Origin of the sequence: Rhodococcus sp. IEGM 1306, from assembly GCF_036541985.1 — a bacterium.
Classification (GTDB): Bacteria; Actinomycetota; Actinomycetes; order Mycobacteriales; family Mycobacteriaceae; genus Rhodococcus_F; species Rhodococcus_F qingshengii.
Window position 1 is genome coordinate 94,026 of the sequence record NZ_JAZHFF010000003.1, and the last position, 17,683, is coordinate 111,708.

Here is a 17,683-nt window from a genome sequence, read left to right on the forward strand (position 1 = left end):
GTCGATGGCTCAGCCTGGAAACACCCCACGGCGACTGAGACGACCACGCCCGCCCGTGGCCGAGACCAGTCGGGCCAGAGGGCGCTTCTGGTGGCTGAAGTGGCTGCTCGGGGTGGCGCTGATCGCTCTTCTGATCGTCGAGGGAATCATCCTGTGGCCTCGTCTCAACGAGTACTGGCAAGCTCTCACCGAAATCCATTGGGGTTGGGTGGCTGCCTGTGTAGCCGCCCAGGCGGTGTCCCTCAGTGGTTACGCGTCGGTTCAGCAGCGCCTTCTCAACGCGGCCGGTGTTGTCGCCGGTCACCTCAAGAACCTCTCGGTCATCTACGCCAGCACGGCGATGGCGTTGACGTTGCCTGCCGGCCAGGTCTTCTCGACAGCGTTCACGTACAAGCAGACTCGAAAGTGGGGGGCGACGCCGGTAGTCGCGTCCTGGCAGTTGGCAATGTGCGGTGTCATCGCCGCCGCGACTCTGGCACTACTCGGTGCCACTGGCGCAGTGGCGTTCGGCACCAAGGTCAGCCCGGTGACGCTGACGATTTCGCTCGTCGGCATGGCAGCACTGTTTCTGGCGTTGCGATACGTAGCCCAGAATCCCGGCAGCATCGAACGCATCGGGCACCGAGTTCTGGCGCTGTACAACCGTTCCCGCAAAAACCCGACCGGGCGCGGTATGCACCGTTGGTCCGAAATCCTCAAGCAACTGGACTCGGTTGAACTCAGTCGGACCGACACTGCGGTTGCCTTCGGATGGTCGGCAGTTCACCGAGTTGCCGACGTCCTCTGTCTCGGTTTCGCTTGTTGGGCAGTAGGAGCCGATCCGTCATTCGCCGGCCTGCTGATCGCGTTCACAGCGGCGAAAGCGGTGGGCAGTATTCCCCTCATGCCGGGAGGTCTCGGCTATGTCGAGCCCGTGCTCATCACAGCACTGACCATGGCGGGCTCTACCTGGGCGCAAGCCGCAGCAGCGGTATTCGTTTATCGGATAATCAGTTTCGTACTTGTCGCTCTGGTGGGATGGCTCGTCTTCCTCGTGTCATTCCGTGCAACCCACCACGAGGACCTCGAGATGGACCTCGAATTCGAACGCCGAGAACAACCCGGCGTCTAGCGTCGCAACGCTGCCGCCATATCGTCGAGGTGTGCCCGGCTGATCCGTACCGCTGCCTCCGCGTCACCGGCTTCGATGGCGTCCACCAACATTCGATGCTCGTCCGCGTCGGGCTGACTGTGGGGATGCAGGTCGAGAACCGCGATCAACTCGATCAACGCGGCCCGCAGACGCGGCACAAATGTCTCGAAGAGTTCCGACAGCACGGGATTGTGGGCCGCATCCACCACTGCCCGGTGGACGGCGATGTCGGCGTCGACGAAGGCCGCGTCACCAGAGTGCGCAGCGGCAGTTCTACCGTCCAACGCTTGCCGCAGAGCCGCGACGTCCACGGCGTCGCGGCGCTGTGCCGCCAGCCGAGCCGCTTCGATCTCGACCGCGTTCCGCACCTCGACGACGTGAAGGATCGCCTCGGCTTCGAGCACGCGCGGCCACTGATCCGGAGGCGTCGTACTCCGCAGGAAGACACCGGCGCCCTGTCTCGATTCGAGCATGCCGAGGCCCGCGAGAGTCCGCACCGCTTCCCTGATGGTGGACCGCCCGATTCCCAGCTGCGCCGCCAGCGTGGTTTCACCTGGAAGTTTGGCGCCGACTTCCCATTCACCGCTCACGATCCGCGCTCGCAGCAACTCCGCGGCCTGGTCGGTGAGCAGCCGACGCTCGACGATCGGTGACACGTGAACTCCTCAGGTTGTCTGATAAGTGATTTCGTTCTAGTGTAGCCCGCATGGCTACAGGAGCACTCCTTCTCGACTGCCGCGGCGGGGCCTGACAGACCGGCACCCCTCCGCGGGGTTTCGCCATGCCGGTCTCTCTACTCGACCGCAGGAGAAACCGAAGATGAGCACTACCCGCGCCAACCACTGGAACAACCAGAAGCCGTCACCCATGCCGTCCGAGCGCTATCGCGCCGCGTGGGATCGCGTCGACATTCCGGCATTCGAACGGACCTGGCCGTCCAATCGCACCACCGCGGCACCGCTGTGGGTACCCGTCGATCTGCGTGACGGCAACCAAGCCCTCGCGGAACCGATGGACCCCGAACGCAAGCGTCGGATGTTCGAACTGATGGTGGCGATCGGCTACAAGGAAATCGAGGTCGGCTACCCCTCCGCAAGCCAGACCGACTTCGATTTCGTGCGAGATCTGGTGCGATTCGATCTCGTTCCCGAAGACGTCACTATCGTCGTATTCACCGCCGCGCGTACGGATTTGATCGAGCGGACATACCAGTCGATCGAAGGACTGCCGAACGCGGTCGTCCACATGTACACGGCGACGGCGCCGACGTGGCGAAACGTCGTTCTCGGCAAGGAGCGAGAAGAGCTGCACGACATGATTTTCCGCGCCGCGCAAGACGTGGCCCGAGGAGGCGAAGGCCACGACGGATGGCGATTCGAGTTCTCGCCCGAGGTCTTCAACCTCACTGAACCCGATTACATCCTGCAGGTGTGCAACAGTCTCACCGAACTCTGGGACGCCAGTCCCGATCGCCCGGTCATCCACAACCTGCCTGCCACAGTCGAAATCGCGACCCCCAACATCTATGCCGATCAAATCGAATACATGCACCAGAATCTGGCTCGACGTGATTCGGTGATCCTCTCGGTCCACCCGCACAACGACCGCGGCACCGGGGTTGCGTGCGCCGAACTGGCAGTCTTGGCCGGTGCCCAACGCGTCGAGGGGTGCTTGTTCGGTAACGGCGAGCGCACGGGCAACGTCGACCTGGTCACACTGGGGCTGAATCTGCATGCACAGGGCGTCGATCCGGAAATCGACTTCTCCGACATCGACAAGATCCGTCGAACAGTGGAGTACTGCAACCGAATCCCCGTCCACGAGCGCCACCCGTACGGCGGCGATCTCGTGTACACGGCATTTTCCGGAACCCACCAGGATGCAATCAAGAAAGGTCTCGCGCATCACTACGAGAGTGCGGCGGCCGCCGGCGTCGATCCGGGGTCGACGTCGTGGGCAGTCCCCTACCTGCCGATCGACCCCGCCGACGTCGGCCGCGACTACCAGGCGGTCATTCGCGTGAACAGCCAGTCGGGCAAGGGCGGAATCGCATATCTGCTGCAGACCGAATACGGGGTCGAACTCCCCCGCCGCCTGCAGATCGACTTCGCCTCACGGGTGCAGCTCGAGACCGACGACTCGGGCACCGAAATGACCGCCGACCAGCTGTGGAAACTGCTGCTGCGCGAGTACGGGTACAACGGAGGAGTGCGTCGGTACTCACTGGAACACACCGCCGACGGTGATCAGTTGTTCGTCGCCATCGATCGCGACGGGCGCGAGGTCACCGCTGCAGCCAGCGCGTCCGGACCTGTCGAGGCATTGGGCAAAATCCTGACCGAGCAGGGCTCGGCGGTCGAGGTCGTCTCGCTCACCCAGCATTCACTGCCCCGCAACCCGGAATCTTCCGGCAGTGCAAATTCGGCAGTCACCATCGCAGAGTGTGTGGTGAACGGCGAAGGACGCTGGGGCATTGCGGTGCATCAGTCGGTGACAGCGTCGGCGCTTCACGCGGTCTATGCCGCAAGCACGCCGAATGTGATGCAGCTCACATGATCTTGCGGAAGGATTTCTCGGGGTCCATAGTTGAAGCTACAAGAACTTGAACATTCAACTACTTATTCAGGAGCTTCCATGACCACCGCAACCTTGCCCGCATTGACCGCCGGAACCTGGGTCATCGACACCGTCCACTCCACCGTCGGATTCTCGGTTCGCCACCTCATGGTCTCCAAGGTCCGTGGAACGTTCGACGAGTTCTCCGGAACGATCACCGTTGCCGAGGACGGCACCCCGGCCGTCGAGGCCGAGATCTCCGTGGACTCCATCAACACCAAGAACGAGCAGCGCGACGGCCATATCAAGTCCGCTGACTTCTTCGACGTGGAGAAGTTCCCGAAGGCCACCTTCAAGTCCACCGCAGTGCGCGCCAAGGGCAGCGACTTCGTCCTCGCCGGCGACTTCACGCTCCACGGCGTCACCCGCGAGGTCGAGCTGAACCTCGAGTTCAACGGCGTCAACCCGGGCATGGGCCAGGGCCCCGTCGCCGGATTCGAAGCCACCACCGTCATCAACCGCAAGGACTTCGACATCTCCATCGAGATGCCCCTCGAAGGCGGCGGAGCAGTTGTCGGCGACAAGATCACGATCACCCTCGAGATCGAAGCCGGCCTGCAGGCCTAACAGCACTGTGCGCCTTTATTAACCGCCCGCGGTTAATAAAGGCGCACAGTCGTATGGTGTGAGCGTGAAGAAGTACGCACCATTCCTGCTGATCGACGCCATTCTTGTCATAATCTTCTGCGCGATAGGGCGCCGTACCCACGAAGAAGCCAACGCGCTCGCCGGTCTGGCGAAGACATCCTGGCCCTTCCTGACCGGCCTGGTGATCGGATGGGCTGCCACGTTCGCGCTGTACCGCGACAAGTTCAACGCCGTTCTCCTTCTTCCCACCGGCATTGTCGTTTGGCTCTCCACCGTCGTCATCGGCATGATCCTGCGAGTGTTGAGTGGCCAGGGCACCCAGTTCAGCTTCATCGTGGTCGCGACGCTGGTCCTCGGCGCGTTCCTTCTCGGTTGGCGCGCACTCGCTCCGCTGGTATCGAAAATCCGCACCAAGTCGTAACCAAACTCCACGGCTCGGAACTACCCGAAATGCTCGAGCACGTAGGACACTTTTCGGATGAGCAACACTACGGAGCCCGTCGAACGTAGCGAGAAAGAAGACCGGGGGTTCTTCGGCCAACCCTTTGCGCTGGCGAACCTGTTCGGCGTCGAGATGTGGGAGAGATTCTCCTTCTACGGGATGCAAGGCATCCTCATCTACTACCTGTACTACAGCGTCAGCGACGGCGGCCTCGGCATCAGTCAGGCGGCAGCGACCAGCATCGTCGGCGCGTACGGCGGCACCGTCTATCTGTCGACGATTCTCGGCGCGTGGGTGGCCGACCGACTTCTCGGCTCCGAGCGCACGCTCTTCTACAGTGCTTCGCTGGTGATGGCCGGCCACATCGCCTTGTCGGTTCTTCCCGGCATGTGGGGTGTCGGCGTCGGCCTGGTCATGGTCGCCTTCGGCAGTGGCGGCCTGAAGGCCAATGCGACCTCTCTGGTCGGAGATCTCTATTCCGAACAGGATGTTCGCCGCGACGCCGGATTCTCCATCTTCTACATGGGAATCAACATCGGCGGTCTTGTCGGCCCACTGCTCACCGGAGCCGTCCAGGACGCCTGGGGATTCCACGCCGGTTTTGCTCTCGCCGCGGTCGGCATGGCTCTCGGCCTGATCCAGTACACGCTGGGCCGCAAGCATCTTCACGGAATCGGTGCCGAGCCCGGCAACCCGTTGCCCGCAGACAAGCGCGCGCTCTACATCGGGATCGGCATTGCCGCGATCGTCGTCGTCGCGGTCGCCTCGATCACCGGTTTGATCACGGCCGACAACATGTCCGACGTCGTTGTCGGACTCACGATCGTCGCGTCCGTCGGTTACTTCCTCCTCATGCTCACCAGCAAGAAGGTGACCAAGGTCGAACGCAGTCGAGTCTTTGCGTTCATCCCGATGTTCATCGCGAGCGCGGCCTTCTGGTCGCTGTTTCAGCAGCAGTTCACTACCGTGCCGGTGATCTCCGACAAACTCCTGGACCGCAATCTCTTCGGTTGGGACTTCCCGCCGACGTGGGTGCAGTCGATCAACCCGGTGTTCATCATCATCTTTGCCGGCGTGTTTGCAGCGATGTGGACAAAACTCGGTGACCGTCAGCCGTCGTCGCCGATCAAGTTCGCGCTCGGTACCGGCACCATGGGTCTGGCGTTCCTGGCGTTCATCCCGATCACCGGTGGCGGACCGAACAGTGCACCGCTCCTCGGCCTGGCCGGCGTGCTTCTGCTCTTCACCTTCGCGGAACTCTTCCTGTCCCCCGTCGGCCTTTCCCTTGCAACCAAACTCGCGCCCGAGCATTTCCACACTCAGATGGTGGCGTTGTTCTTCTTGTCCGTTGCGTTGGGTTCTTCGATGGCGGGAACCTTGGCCGGTTACTTCGACATCGACGACAGTCGCCCGTTCTTCCTGATCATCGGTTTCTCGTCGATCGGAATCGGAGTGATTCTTGCTCTTGCCTCGCCGTGGATCAAGAAGCTGATGCAGGGCGTGAAGTAGACGGTCTCACTTCACCCACAACCACAGAGCCAACACGAATCCCGCTGTCGCCACTGCCACACGCAGTACCGATGGCGGGATTTTCTTGACGACGGGCGGGCCACACCACCCTCCGGCCAAAGCGCCGAGTGCCATCGCCAACGCGGCCACCCAATGCACCTGTCCGGAGAAGGCGAAGATGAGTGCAGCCACAAGATTGGCAATGCCGAGAAAGAAGCTCTTCAGGATCGTTGCACGCCACACCGTTTCGGAAGTGAGGATGAGCGTCGCGGCCAGGAAGATGACGCCGGCACCGGCACCGAAATAGCCGCCGTAGACCGCGACGGCAAACAGTGCTGCCGAGTAGATTCCGGGACGGTCACCGCCGCCGGACAACTCACGAATCTTCGGTTGCAGTAACAGCGCGAGCGAGGCGAACACGACCATCGCCGGCACAACGGATTCGAACGAACCTTCCGGTGCCAACCACAGAATCAGGGCACCGACGATGCCACCGGCAGCCGAATAGAGAGACCAGCGAACAAGTTTCGGACCGGTATCGGCAACTTCACGGGACGAGTTCGCCAATGCGCCGACGCCGACGGCCACCAACGCGACGGTATTGGTCATGTTCGCGCTGACCGGCGAGAGCCCGACGCTCAGCAGCGCCGGGTACGAGACGATCGATGCAAGACCGGTGACAAAACCGACTAGACCGCTGAAGAATCCCGCTACGACGAGGAAAAGGAAATCGAGCAGGTTCACGAACCAGGAATCTACTCGCGGTGCTTGGTACTACTTGTCGGCAGGCTTGCCGAGTTCCTGGAAGAGCTTGTCCGTCATCTGCATTGCTCGATCACCGCCGTCAGCGTCTGCGACGAACACTGCAAACGCGAAGTCTCCGCGTGATCCGTAGAACCAGCGATCGTCACCGCTCGCTGCGCCGGCCGCCATCATGTCCGGGTAACCAGCCAGTCCGCCGGCGCCTCGCATGGCGTCACGCAGACGATTGTTCACGTCGCCGGGCAATGCCGTCGGCGCGACGTCGGCGGTTGCCGGTTGTCCGAAGACCATCATCGGCAGCGGGGCACTGCCGCGGGCGATCGATGCCGCGAGCATCGCCATTCCGAACGGAGTCACTGTCGGCGCGCTCGCGTCGTTGGACGTCTTGTTGGCCATGACGTTGTTCATCGCCTGGTCCACGCCGGGACGGTTCGCGGCAAGCACTGCTGTCTGCTGTTCGAGTCCCTGAATGTGGAAGCCGTTGCCGAGTCCGAGTTGCTGCCCGGTGTCGGCCAACTGCTCGGCTGACACGCTGCCGGGGTCGACGCCGTTCTGCACCGACGATGCGAGACGGACCAGATCGAGTGCGCCGCCGGCCGGGCGCAACCCGGTGAAGGCGATCGGGCCCTGTTCGATGGCCTGATTGTTCTGTGCTGCAGCCAGAATGGCACCGTCCGACGGGCGGATAGCCACGATGGCCGCGGGAGTACCTGCACTGACGACAGCTTCGATCGCGGCGAGTTGAGCGTGCGAGTCGAGAGTCGCGGCGACATCGGGGCCGGGAGGTCCCTGGAAGCCGGCTTGCTTGATCGGGAATCCGTTGGGCTCGACCAGGTTGACCGCCCAGCCGGCGGTGGCGTCGCGATTGGCCTGCCACACGGTCCGCAGCGGGTCCAGCAACGGCGAGTTGATGCGACGGTCGGAGGCGATCAGCTTGGGTGTCTTGACCACGACGACGCCGGGGATCGCAAAATCGCTTTCCAGGTAGGCGTAGTCGGGATCGCGGAGCAGTACGGCGGTGACGGGCTTGCCGGGGTTGGCGGCGAGGTCGGCCAACATCGACTCCGAAGTGACCAACGGTGCGACAGGTTCGAGCACCGTGGCGAGGCGACGAGTGGTGTCCACGGGGTCCGGCATGGTGGCCGGGTCGAGAGTGATCGCGTTGATGGTCTGCTCGTTCATGAGCAGGGTGCCGGTGCTGTCGACGACCTTCGGCGGCGCTGCGTCCGTGCGGGTGTACGAGACGGTGCGACCGTTGCCGAGGTCGGGAACGAGGACCGACGGGTCCCAGGACACACGCCAGCCGACCGACAGATCGCGAACCTCACCCTGCGACTGGTAGCTCCAGTCCTTGCCCTCACCGAAGTTCCAGGACGCGTCGAGAGTGAAGAGTCCGGAGTCGCTACCCAGGTCCATGACCTGAGCGACGTCGAAGTCGGTGGACTTGGCGGCAAGTCCGTCGAACATCTGCTGGATCGACGGCCGCGCGGCGTTGGGGTACGACGTGAGCGCCGCGGCAGCTTCGGCGTCGTGGTTGTTGAGGGCGGTGACGAAGTCCTCCACCACCGAGGCGGCGTCGGATTTCTTCTCGCCACCGATGACACACGACGCGAGCGCCACTGTCAGAACGACAGCAGTTATCGACGCAACGACATATTTTCCACGACGGTTGTGCTGTCCTCCGGGCCCCATGCATGTAACTCTTTACTTCTGTCACACGAGTAACAAGCACGGGATACCTACGAACGTGTCACGGTTGAGCTACGACGGTGTGATCCAACTGCAACGGAAAACAGGTTTCAGCGCAGAAAAGTACCCGCTACCTGCACTGCAGGCGAAGAGCTGTCCGCACCCGCGATGAATACCGCAAATGCGAGATCTCCCTTGATTCCGACAAACCACCCGTGTGCTGGACCACCTTCGGTTTCGGCCGTACCGGTCTTGCCCAGAAGCCCCGGAATGTCCTGCAACGACGTTGCAGTACCGCCTGTGACGGTCTCGCGCATCATCACCCGCAACTGTTCGGTCACCTCCGCGGGAGCAGGGGCCACCGTCTGATCCGCGACACCGGCCTGTCCCTTGACCAACATCGGCGCGGGTGTCGTTCCGTTGGCGATCGAGGCCGCCACCAGAGCCATCCCGAAAGGCGTGGCGGTCACGGTGCCCTGTCCGATCGCACTCTCGACACGTTCGGCGGGCGTGTTCGCGTCAGGGACGTTGCCCGTCACCGTCGTGAGGCCGGGGGTGACGTAGTCGACGCCGAGCCCGAACTGCAGCGCCGCTTTGTGCAGAGCATCGGCAGGCAGACCGACGGCCATCCTGGCCATGGTGGTGTTGCACGACTTCGCGAACGCGGTATGCAGCGGAACCGATCCGAGGTCGAACTCGTCGTCATTGGGGATCTGACGGCCCTCGATGTTCTCGGTACCCGGGCACGCCAGAACGGTGTCCGGTGTAGCGACGCCGGCTTGCAGGGCCGCGGACGTCGTCACCGTCTTGAACGTCGAACCCGGCGGGTACAGGCCGGTCAACGCGATCGGGCCCTGTGCGTCGGCGGGGGCGTTCTGGGCCACCGCCAACACCGCTCCGGTCGACGGCTGCAGCGCAACGATCGCCGCCTGTTGCGTAACCCCGGCGAGCGCGTTCTCGGCCGCGAGTTGCAGCGGTCGGTCGATGGTTGTCGCGATGTTCGGAGCAACCGGCCCGTCTTGGCCGGCGACGGTGGTGACGGTTCCGTTCTGCTTCACCTGCTGCACCGCCCAGCCTGCGGACTTGTCCTGCCCCTCCTGCCACAGATCGGACAACCCACTGAATGTCGGCGACGCCAAAGTCTTGTCCACCGAGAGCAACCGAGCCTGCGGCGCCAAGCTCACTCCAGGAATTGCCGCCAACCGCTCCTCGATCGGTGCAAGATCCTCGGCACGCAAAGTGATTGCGGTGACCGGCTTCCCGCTTGCCGACGCAAGATCGCCGCTCAGTGATGCCGCCGTGATCGTCGGAGCGACAGGCGAGAGCAGGGCCGCCACCGCTGCCGTGTCCACCGGTGGAACCGCAGCGGAATCGAGATTGACCAGCGTCACCACCTGCTGCTCCATGATCGGCTGGCCCGCCGCGTCCAGCACCGACGGCGGAGCACCTGTCGTGGGCGTGTAGCGCAGCGTCGTCGAGGAGGTCAGGTCCGGGGCGAGCAGCGCCGGATCCCACTGGATCAGCCAGTTGTCGCCGCTTTTCGACGCGTTTCCCTGCGTCGAGTAGTTCCAGTCCTGCCCCTCACCGAACTTCCACGCCGCGTCGAGCGTGAACGTCCCCGCAGAATCGCCGGACTCGGCGGCGTCGGAAACGGTGAATGTTCCCTCGTCCTTGCCCAGCCCCTCGATCAGAGCCGAAATCGCAGTCGACGCCGCCGCCGGATCGGTGGTCAGGGCTGCCGCCGCTTGCACGTCATCCGACGTGAGCGCGGAGGCGAACTCCTCTGCCACTGATTTCGGCTGGTCAGGGCCAGAACTGCAGGAAACCACCGATCCTGCGGCCAATGCCCCCAGTGCCACGGCAGCCATGGGACGACGGAAAGTTCGGAAGCTCTGACGAGCGTGTGGAAGGCGCACGACTCCGATCATGCCCGAATTTGTGGCGCCGGTTCGACTATCGGTGTAATCATGTAATCAGTGCAATAAACGCACATCAGGGCTCCACCAGCTTTCCGAGGAGAACGCCATGAAGAACTCACAAGGCTCCGGCGACCGCAGGTTCGGCCGACCCGGAGGTTGGCAACAGGCATCGGTTCCCGACGCGAGTGATGCGTCCGACTGGTTTGCCGGTCGACTTCCAGATGACTGGTTCACCGGCAGCGCCGACGTCCAGGTCGACCGCGAAGAAATCGTCGTGATCGGTGAACTCCCCGCAGTCGACGGTGGCGAGGCCGCCGCGGACGGAAGGATCTCACGCTTTCGCGAAACCACGCGCGCCGATCGGATGCGCATAGCTGACGAGGCCGAGGCTCGCTACGGACGCAAGGTCGCCTGGGGTGTACGCCTGGACGAAAAGACCGTCCTGTTCACACATCTCGCAGTTCCGGTGATGACACGACTACGTCAGCCCGAACGCAAGGTTCTCGACACCTTGGTGGACGCGGGAGTTGCTCGCTCGCGAGCGGATGCACTCATGTGGACAGTCCGGTTGGCGGGCAAGCACAGCGAACAGTGGCTCACCGAGCTACGAGAAGCGATGTCGAAGGTCGACGATCTGAGATCCGAGGGTCCGAAAATCTGAAGGCCCGAAGAATCTGAGCACCGAACACCGACGAGACCGACAGCACAGAATAATTCGATTGCGCGGGATCGTTCGAGTGCTCTAACCTGAAACACGAATCATTCCCGACAGAACAGGAAACGGGCCGTTGCTCCTCTAGAGGTTCATTACGCGAAGGCACTCGCACCCATCAGCAGTTGCTGAGCCGGGCGCACAGTCCAAGCACCCTCTGGAGTACTCATGACCCAATCCCATTCTTCTCTGTCGCTCTCGGATCTCACTTTCACCTGGCCGGACGGCGAATCAGTCTTTTCCCGCACCAACTTTGTATTCCCCAGTGGCCGTGTCGGTCTCGTGGGACTCAATGGATCGGGAAAATCGACTCTGCTGCGATTGATCGCAGGAGAGCTCTCACCGGAATCCGGATCCGTGACCGCTTCCGGCGAGGTCGGCTACCTCCGTCAGGACATCACACTCGATCCGAGTGTTCGGGTGGATGACATCCTCGATATCCACGAACTACGAAACGCATTGCACCGCATCGAAACCGGTGACGGATCCGAGTCCGATTTTGCACTCGTGGACAACAACTGGGATATCGAGGAGAGCGCTCTCTCCACCTTGCATCGACTCGGCCTCGCGAAGGTAGTTCCGGATACGGCGGCACTGAGCCGAACCGTCGGCACCCTCTCCGGCGGAGAGACCGTCCTACTCGGCCTGACCGCAACGCTGCTGAAGAATCCGCAGGTGCTGCTCCTCGACGAGCCGACCAACAACCTGGACCGCGACGCTCGATCACGAGTTCATGCTGCAGTCCAACAGTTTCCGGGAACCGTACTGATCGTCAGTCACGACCGGGAACTGCTCGACACCGCGGAGTACACGGTCGAACTACGTCGGGGGGATCTACGCGTGTTCGGCGGCAACTACTCGCACTACCAGGAGGTCGTGACCGCTGAGCAGGAAAACGCACTCGCCACCGTTCGCGACGCCAAGGCCGATCTGGCGAAGCAGAGCCGCGAGCTGATCGACGCTCGAACAAAACTGGACCGACGTAAGCGCTATGGGCAGAAGATGTTCGAGAACAAGCGGGTGCCACTGATTATCGCGCAGGAACGAAAACGCCAAGCCCAAGTTTCGGCCGGAAAGCTGGCCCTCAACCATATCGGGAAGGTGGACGAGGCCAAGTCTGCCCTGTCGGAGGCAGAGGAACTCCTTCGAGACGATCGCGAGATCCGCCTGGACCTTCCTGCTACAGAGGTTCATCCGGGGCAGCAGGTTGCGCGGCTCGACGAGGTGACGTTGCGGAGCGGCCAAGTGGTATCGCTCCAGATCACCGGGCCGGAGCGGATTGCAATAATGGGACGCAACGGAATCGGCAAGACGACGTTGCTCGATGCACTCGCTGCGTCGACTCCGTTCGTAGCCTCTCGTGCGCTCCCCCAACGTCTCGACGTGTTCGACGAGGATCTCTCGGTGGCGGACAACGTCGCATTGGCTGCGCCACACGCAACGGCCGAGGAAATTCGTGGGCAGTTGGCACGGTTCCTTTTCCGGGGAACGGATTCCGACGTCTTGGCATCGGCGCTCTCCGGCGGTGAACGATTGCGCGCCGCGTTGGCGACGATCCTTCTGGCCGAACCCGCGCCTCAGCTGCTTCTTCTCGACGAGCCGACCAACAATCTGGACCTACCGAGTCTCGCCCATCTCACGCAGGCACTTTCCGATTTCCACGGTGCCATGGTGGTGGTGAGTCACGATCTGCCGTTCCTGCGCGACATCGGCATAACGCGGTGGATCAGCATGGACGAGAATGGTATTCAGGACGTCGATCCCGAGTAGGCCGACGGTTGACGCTAGCGGCGCAAGACGGTCCGGCCTTACTGTGGGGCGATGTGCCTTCACCTCGACGCAACCGCCGCCCTGTCGATTGCAGGTTGGGTTCGCGAAGAACCTACTCGATCGGCCTCTGCCCCAGTTCCGCAACCTCTGGTCGGCGTTTGTGATCAACTCGTCGTGTGGGCGAGCTCGTTCTCCGTACTTGCCAGTTCAGACGACCAGGTGTGGTTTCTCTCGGCGGAGAACTATGCCGGTGGAGTTGGTATCAGCGATGAGGCGTTTCCCTGGAATGCGTTCCGGCACGAGAGCCTGGCGGTCGCTTCCGGGCCGGCTGAGCGCGCGGCGATCAACGCCTTCTGGTCCGCTCACCTCCCGGTTCTGCTGTCTGTACGCAATGGGTACGAGTACTTGGCGCTCGCTCCGGACGGTCAGGTCGTCCGTGGGGGAGAGCCGGAGTTCGAGGAGGTCACCGTCGTTGCCGCTGATTTCGAGGCTCTGCTTCGGGGCATAGCCGCAGGCGTCAGCACGGCAGACCCCGTCACCGATGCACTGCTTGGCACAGTGGGTGCTGACCGGCCGGGCGGTGACCGGTAGCTCTGAGGGAAGCCGAGTTGATTGCTCGACTGTTCGTGAAAGTTCCCGGCATCCGTCGAAATGGCTCCGGTCGGCTACTCGAGTTCACGTGCGTAGTAACTGGCACCCATACTGGACGGGTGTTGCACGATGTGAGAAATCCGGTGGACGGTGCGCGGATCACCTATCAGATCGTGGGCGACGGCCCACCCCTGTTGATGGTGCACGGCACTGCGTTGTCTCGCTCCATCTGGCGTGGCTTCGGGTACGTCAAGGCGCTCCAGGAACAGTATCGTCTGATTCTCGTCGACATGCGGGGTCACGGACGCAGCGACAAACCACACGACTTCGATTCGTATGCAATGGATCTGGTGGTCGGCGATCTCCTGGAGATCCTCGACACGGAGTCTCCGTTCGAACCGGCTCACGTCCTCGGATACTCGTTCGGCGGGCGCTCGGTGATGTCGCTGACTGTCGAGCACTCCGAACGGGTGCGATCGCTGACCGTCGGGGGCGGTAGTAGCCGAGCGATGACGGGCGCGTTCGACGCATTGTTCTTCCCAGGCTGCATCGACGCACTCGAAAGCGGCGGTATCGAAGGATTTCTGACCGGTTGGGGCGCGAGACGCGGCAAACCGGTGGATCCTCAGACCGCGACTGCCTTTCGAATCAACGATCCCCTCGCACTCGCGGCTTACATGCGGCGTGCGGAGAAGGAGCAGGGCATCGACGACGCCGTGCTTCGCCGGATCGCCACGCCGACTTTGTTGTTCGTCGGATCGAGAGATCGCGAGCGCCTGCCGGATACCGAGCATCTGGAGTCCATGATTCCGGACAGTGCTTTGGCCGTGATCGAGGGGGCTGATCACGCGAGCGCGGTCGCGGACTCCGAAGCTGTGCTGCGTGCGCTCATTCCGTTCCTGAGCCGACAGTAGTCCGCCTTCATCCGCTCACTACTGCGGTGTGAGCACTCTCGACTCGAGCGCGGTCACCGGTGGTTGCCGCAAGTCCAAGCGGCGCAGCAACTGAGCATTCGCGGCAACGACCACAGTGGACACCGACATCAGGATTGCTCCGACCTCCATCGGCAGCACGAACCCGACGGGCGCCAGTACTCCCGCAGCGAGGGGAACCGAGATCGCGTTGTATCCCGCTGCCCACCAGAGGTTCTGAACCATCTTCCGGTAGGTGGCGCGGGACAGCTCGATGACCGAGCTCACCGAACGCGGATCATCGCTGGCCAGAACAACTCCCGCCGACGCTATCGCCACGTCGGTTCCGGCACCGATCGCGATACCCACATCCGCCTGGGCAAGTGCCGGCGCATCGTTGACCCCGTCACCGACCATCGCCACGCGGTGGCCCGCAGCCTGAAGGCGAGATACCTGTGCTCCCTTGTCCTGCGGAAGCACCTCGGCGAAAACTTCGTCGATCCCGAGCCTGCGAGCCACCGAATGGGCCACGGCCTCCGCGTCTCCGGTGACCATGGCCACGCGCACACCGCGAGCGTGGAGGGCGTCGACGGCCAATGCAGATTCCGGGCGAATCTCGTCGGCCAATGCCAATGCACCGATCACCTTCTCGTCACGCACTACATGCAGGACGGTCGACCCGTCACTCAGCCACTCTTCGGTCCCCGGGATCGCTGTGGCCCCGACCGATCTCAACATCCCCGGTCCGCCGACACCGACGCGTGCACCGGCGACGTTCGCAGCAACCCCGATCCCGTTGTGCGCCTGAAAGTCGGAACCCGAAGTGAAGTCGAGCGACAACTCCCGCGCCGCTGCGACGACGGCGCGGCCGAGTGGATGTTCGCTGTCGAACTCGACGGCAGCTGCCGCGCTGAGCACGTCATCATCGGAATACCCGTCGACACCGCGTACGCCGACCACTGCGGGCTCCCCCTTGGTGAGAGTGCCGGTCTTGTCGAAGAGAACGGTGTCTACGTTGCGCATCGCCTCGAGGGCCATGCGGTCGGTGATCAGAATCCCAGCCCGAGCTGCCCGTTCCGTCGCGATGGAGACGACCAGCGGAATCGCCAACCCGAGCGCGTGCGGGCAGGCGATCACCAGAACGGTGATCGTCCGGGTGACTGCGCTCTCGGGTGTGCCCCAGATACTCCAGGCGATCGCGGTCAGCACTGCCGCGCCCAGTGCGTACCAGAACAGCAGAGCAGCGGCCTTGTCCGCCAACACCTGAGCACGACTCGACGAGTTCTGGGCCTGTTCGACCAGGCGCCGGATACCGGCGAGCGCGGTGTCTTCTCCCACAGCGGTGACTCGAAGCCGAAGTGCCGAGTCGGTGGCTACGGTGCCGGCCACCACCTGATCTCCGACAGTCCGGCGGACGGTCTTCGACTCGCCCGTGATCATGGATTCGTCCATGTCGGCGCTTCCCTCGACGACCGTTCCGTCCGAGGGAACTCGGGCGCCGGGACGAACTATCACCAGGTCGCCGGTAGCCAGAGCTGCGGTGGGCACGGTTTCCACCGACTCCCCCACCACCCGTTCGGCCTCGTCGGGAAGCAAAGCGGCAAGAGAGTCCAAGGCGCTCGAAGTCTGACTGAGCGAACGCATCTCGATCCAGTGACCCAACAACATGATCACGATCAGGAGCGCGAGCTCCCACCAGAAATCAAGAGTGTGATCCACCCAGTGCAGACTTGCAGCCCAAGACGCGAAGAAGGCAACGGTGATGGCAAGTGCGATCAGAAGCATCATTCCGGGTTGCCGAGAACGTATTTCGGCGACAGCGCCGGTGAGGAACGGCTTGCCGCCCCAGAAGTACATCACCGTGCCGAGTACCGGCGAGATCCATTCCACCAGAGAGTTTTCCGGAAGGGTGTACCCGACCAGATCAGCGAACATCGCATCTGCCGCAACAACCGGAACTGCGATTACCAGCATGACTGCGAACAACGTCCGGAACTGTGCGACGTGATCCCCGTGACCACCGTGGGCCCCATGCTCCATCTGACTGTGGTTCATCTGGCTGTGGTCCATCTCGCTATGGTCCATCTGACTGTGATCCATGTGGCGGTCATCCCCTCGCGTGTGATTCCGGCACTGCAGCGGTCAAGCCATCAGCCTCGAACGTATGCCCGGCTCAGCCACCGAGCAAGGTCACGCGGCCAACGTCAATCGCTCAACTCCCCTTCAACATCGCTTCCATCTGAGTGATTTCCGCCTGCTGACCGGCGATGATAGCTTCTGCCATCTTCTCCGCCGATGGATCGAGCCCGTTGTCGAGCTCGGTCTGGGACATGGTGATGGCACCCTTGTGGTGCTCGATCATCATCGTCAACCACAACTTGTCGAACTCCGCGCCACTGGCGTCGGTGAGGGCGGCCATGTCGTCGGCCGACATCATGCCCGGCATCTCGGCCATCCCGACGCCGTGTCCCGCATGCGCCGAATCATCCATGCCCTCCATCGAACTCGACGAAGGATCGGGGCGTCCCCACTTCGTCAGGAATTCGGTCATCTGAGCCATTTCCGGGCCTTGCGCTGCCTCTATCTGCGCTGCAAGCGAGAGAAGTTCCGGATTGTCGGTTCGACCGTCGACCATTCTGGCCATGTCCAATGCCTGCGCGTGATGCGGGTACATCCCTTCGAGAAACTCGATGTCGGCGGCATTGACACCCGCGGGAATCTCCGACTGTGCTGCGACGCTGGTTGTTTCGGAAGAATGGTTGACACTCTCCCCGGAGTTGTCCGAGCATCCGGCAATCAACAGTGCTGCCGCTGCCACAACCGGAACGAACCGCGTGGCGCTCTTCCTGACCGTCAAAGACATGTTTTCACTCCCGAGAGTTGATTCTGTTCGATATGCACTGCACCACAATTGATTTGACGACAGTGCTGCAAATGCACAGTTGCCACGTTACCGGCGGAAATCCGCCTCGAAGCCCGATAACCGGCCCAAACAGGCTTCCTTCATCGAATCTTCACAGTCGAACGGAAATCACCTCGCGA

The 17,683-nt window shown here is 62.6% G+C and carries 15 protein-coding genes; 9 read left to right on the top strand and 6 right to left on the bottom strand.

Annotated elements, in window-relative coordinates; all coding sequences use genetic code 11:
* The first annotated feature begins 4 nt into the window (after positions 1 to 4).
* Positions 5 to 1,111, top strand: coding sequence for a lysylphosphatidylglycerol synthase transmembrane domain-containing protein (locus V3587_RS10055; protein ID WP_124568756.1), 1,107 nt, complete (start codon positions 5 to 7; stop codon positions 1,109 to 1,111).
* Here the strand turns inward: V3587_RS10055 and V3587_RS10060 are convergent.
* Complete coding sequence (locus tag V3587_RS10060; RefSeq protein ID WP_007734477.1) at positions 1,108 to 1,788, bottom strand: FadR/GntR family transcriptional regulator; 681 nt, start codon at positions 1,786 to 1,788, stop codon at positions 1,108 to 1,110. The genes V3587_RS10055 and V3587_RS10060 overlap by 4 nt on opposite strands.
* A 163-nt stretch (positions 1,789 to 1,951) precedes the next feature.
* Between V3587_RS10060 and V3587_RS10065 the strand changes: the two genes are divergently transcribed.
* The 4 genes from V3587_RS10065 to V3587_RS10080 all read left to right on the top strand — a co-directional run bounded on the left by V3587_RS10065 (position 1,952) and on the right by V3587_RS10080 (position 6,287).
* A complete protein-coding gene (locus V3587_RS10065) occupies positions 1,952 to 3,688 on the top strand; it encodes a 2-isopropylmalate synthase (RefSeq protein ID WP_283376636.1) in 1,737 nt (578 codons plus the stop codon).
* 78 nt (positions 3,689 to 3,766) lie between these two features.
* Entirely contained in the window at positions 3,767 to 4,315 is a 549-nt protein-coding gene (locus tag V3587_RS10070; RefSeq protein ID WP_050655476.1) for a YceI family protein, read from the top strand.
* Positions 4,316 to 4,379: 64 nt separating this feature from the next.
* Positions 4,380 to 4,757 (top strand): DUF3054 domain-containing protein, encoded by a 378-nt coding sequence (locus V3587_RS10075; protein ID WP_095971478.1) that lies wholly within the window; start codon positions 4,380 to 4,382, stop codon positions 4,755 to 4,757.
* Between the two features lie 57 nt (positions 4,758 to 4,814).
* A complete protein-coding gene (locus tag V3587_RS10080; RefSeq protein ID WP_047889122.1) occupies positions 4,815 to 6,287 on the top strand; it encodes a peptide MFS transporter in 1,473 nt (490 codons plus the stop codon).
* Between the two features lie 6 nt (positions 6,288 to 6,293).
* Here the strand turns inward: V3587_RS10080 and V3587_RS10085 are convergent, their stop codons facing one another.
* The 3 genes from V3587_RS10085 to V3587_RS10095 all read right to left on the bottom strand — a co-directional run bounded on the left by V3587_RS10085 (position 6,294) and on the right by V3587_RS10095 (position 10,606).
* Positions 6,294 to 7,031 carry a sulfite exporter TauE/SafE family protein gene (locus V3587_RS10085; protein ID WP_047889121.1) on the bottom strand — a complete coding sequence of 246 codons (738 nt, stop codon included), beginning with the start codon at positions 7,029 to 7,031 and terminating at the stop codon, positions 6,294 to 6,296.
* Between the two features lie 30 nt (positions 7,032 to 7,061).
* The gene (locus V3587_RS10090; protein ID WP_283376635.1) at positions 7,062 to 8,741 is read right to left on the bottom strand and encodes an NTF2-like N-terminal transpeptidase domain-containing protein; all 1,680 of its coding nucleotides are present in this window, start codon (positions 8,739 to 8,741) and stop codon (positions 7,062 to 7,064) included.
* A 107-nt stretch (positions 8,742 to 8,848) separates the two neighbouring features.
* Positions 8,849 to 10,606 carry a penicillin-binding transpeptidase domain-containing protein gene (locus V3587_RS10095; RefSeq protein WP_166811694.1) on the bottom strand — a complete coding sequence of 586 codons (1,758 nt, stop codon included), beginning with the start codon at positions 10,604 to 10,606 and terminating at the stop codon, positions 8,849 to 8,851.
* 157 nt (positions 10,607 to 10,763) lie between these two features.
* Between V3587_RS10095 and V3587_RS10100 the strand changes: the two genes are divergently transcribed.
* The 4 genes from V3587_RS10100 to V3587_RS10115 all read left to right on the top strand — a co-directional run bounded on the left by V3587_RS10100 (position 10,764) and on the right by V3587_RS10115 (position 14,644).
* Entirely contained in the window at positions 10,764 to 11,318 is a 555-nt protein-coding gene (locus V3587_RS10100; RefSeq protein ID WP_095971400.1) for a hypothetical protein, read from the top strand.
* A 219-nt stretch (positions 11,319 to 11,537) separates the two neighbouring features.
* On the top strand, positions 11,538 to 13,139 hold the full coding sequence (locus V3587_RS10105) for an ABC-F family ATP-binding cassette domain-containing protein (RefSeq protein WP_283376634.1): 1,602 nt from the start codon (positions 11,538 to 11,540) through the stop codon (positions 13,137 to 13,139).
* A gap of 51 nt (positions 13,140 to 13,190) precedes the next feature.
* On the top strand, positions 13,191 to 13,730 hold the full coding sequence (locus tag V3587_RS10110; protein WP_095971402.1) for a hypothetical protein: 540 nt from the start codon (positions 13,191 to 13,193) through the stop codon (positions 13,728 to 13,730).
* Positions 13,731 to 13,873: 143 nt separating this feature from the next.
* Positions 13,874 to 14,644 carry an alpha/beta fold hydrolase gene (locus V3587_RS10115; protein WP_283376679.1) on the top strand — a complete coding sequence of 257 codons (771 nt, stop codon included), beginning with the start codon at positions 13,874 to 13,876 and terminating at the stop codon, positions 14,642 to 14,644.
* A gap of 18 nt (positions 14,645 to 14,662) precedes the next feature.
* Here V3587_RS10115 and V3587_RS10120 read toward each other — a convergent pair whose 3' ends face one another.
* Entirely contained in the window at positions 14,663 to 16,711 is a 2,049-nt protein-coding gene (locus V3587_RS10120; protein ID WP_283376633.1) for a heavy metal translocating P-type ATPase, read from the bottom strand.
* A 142-nt stretch (positions 16,712 to 16,853) separates the two neighbouring features.
* Positions 16,854 to 17,504: a DUF305 domain-containing protein gene (locus tag V3587_RS10125; protein ID WP_124568767.1), complete on the bottom strand. Its 651-nt coding sequence runs from the start codon at positions 17,502 to 17,504 to the stop codon at positions 16,854 to 16,856.
* Positions 17,505 to 17,683: the final 179 nt, after the last annotated feature.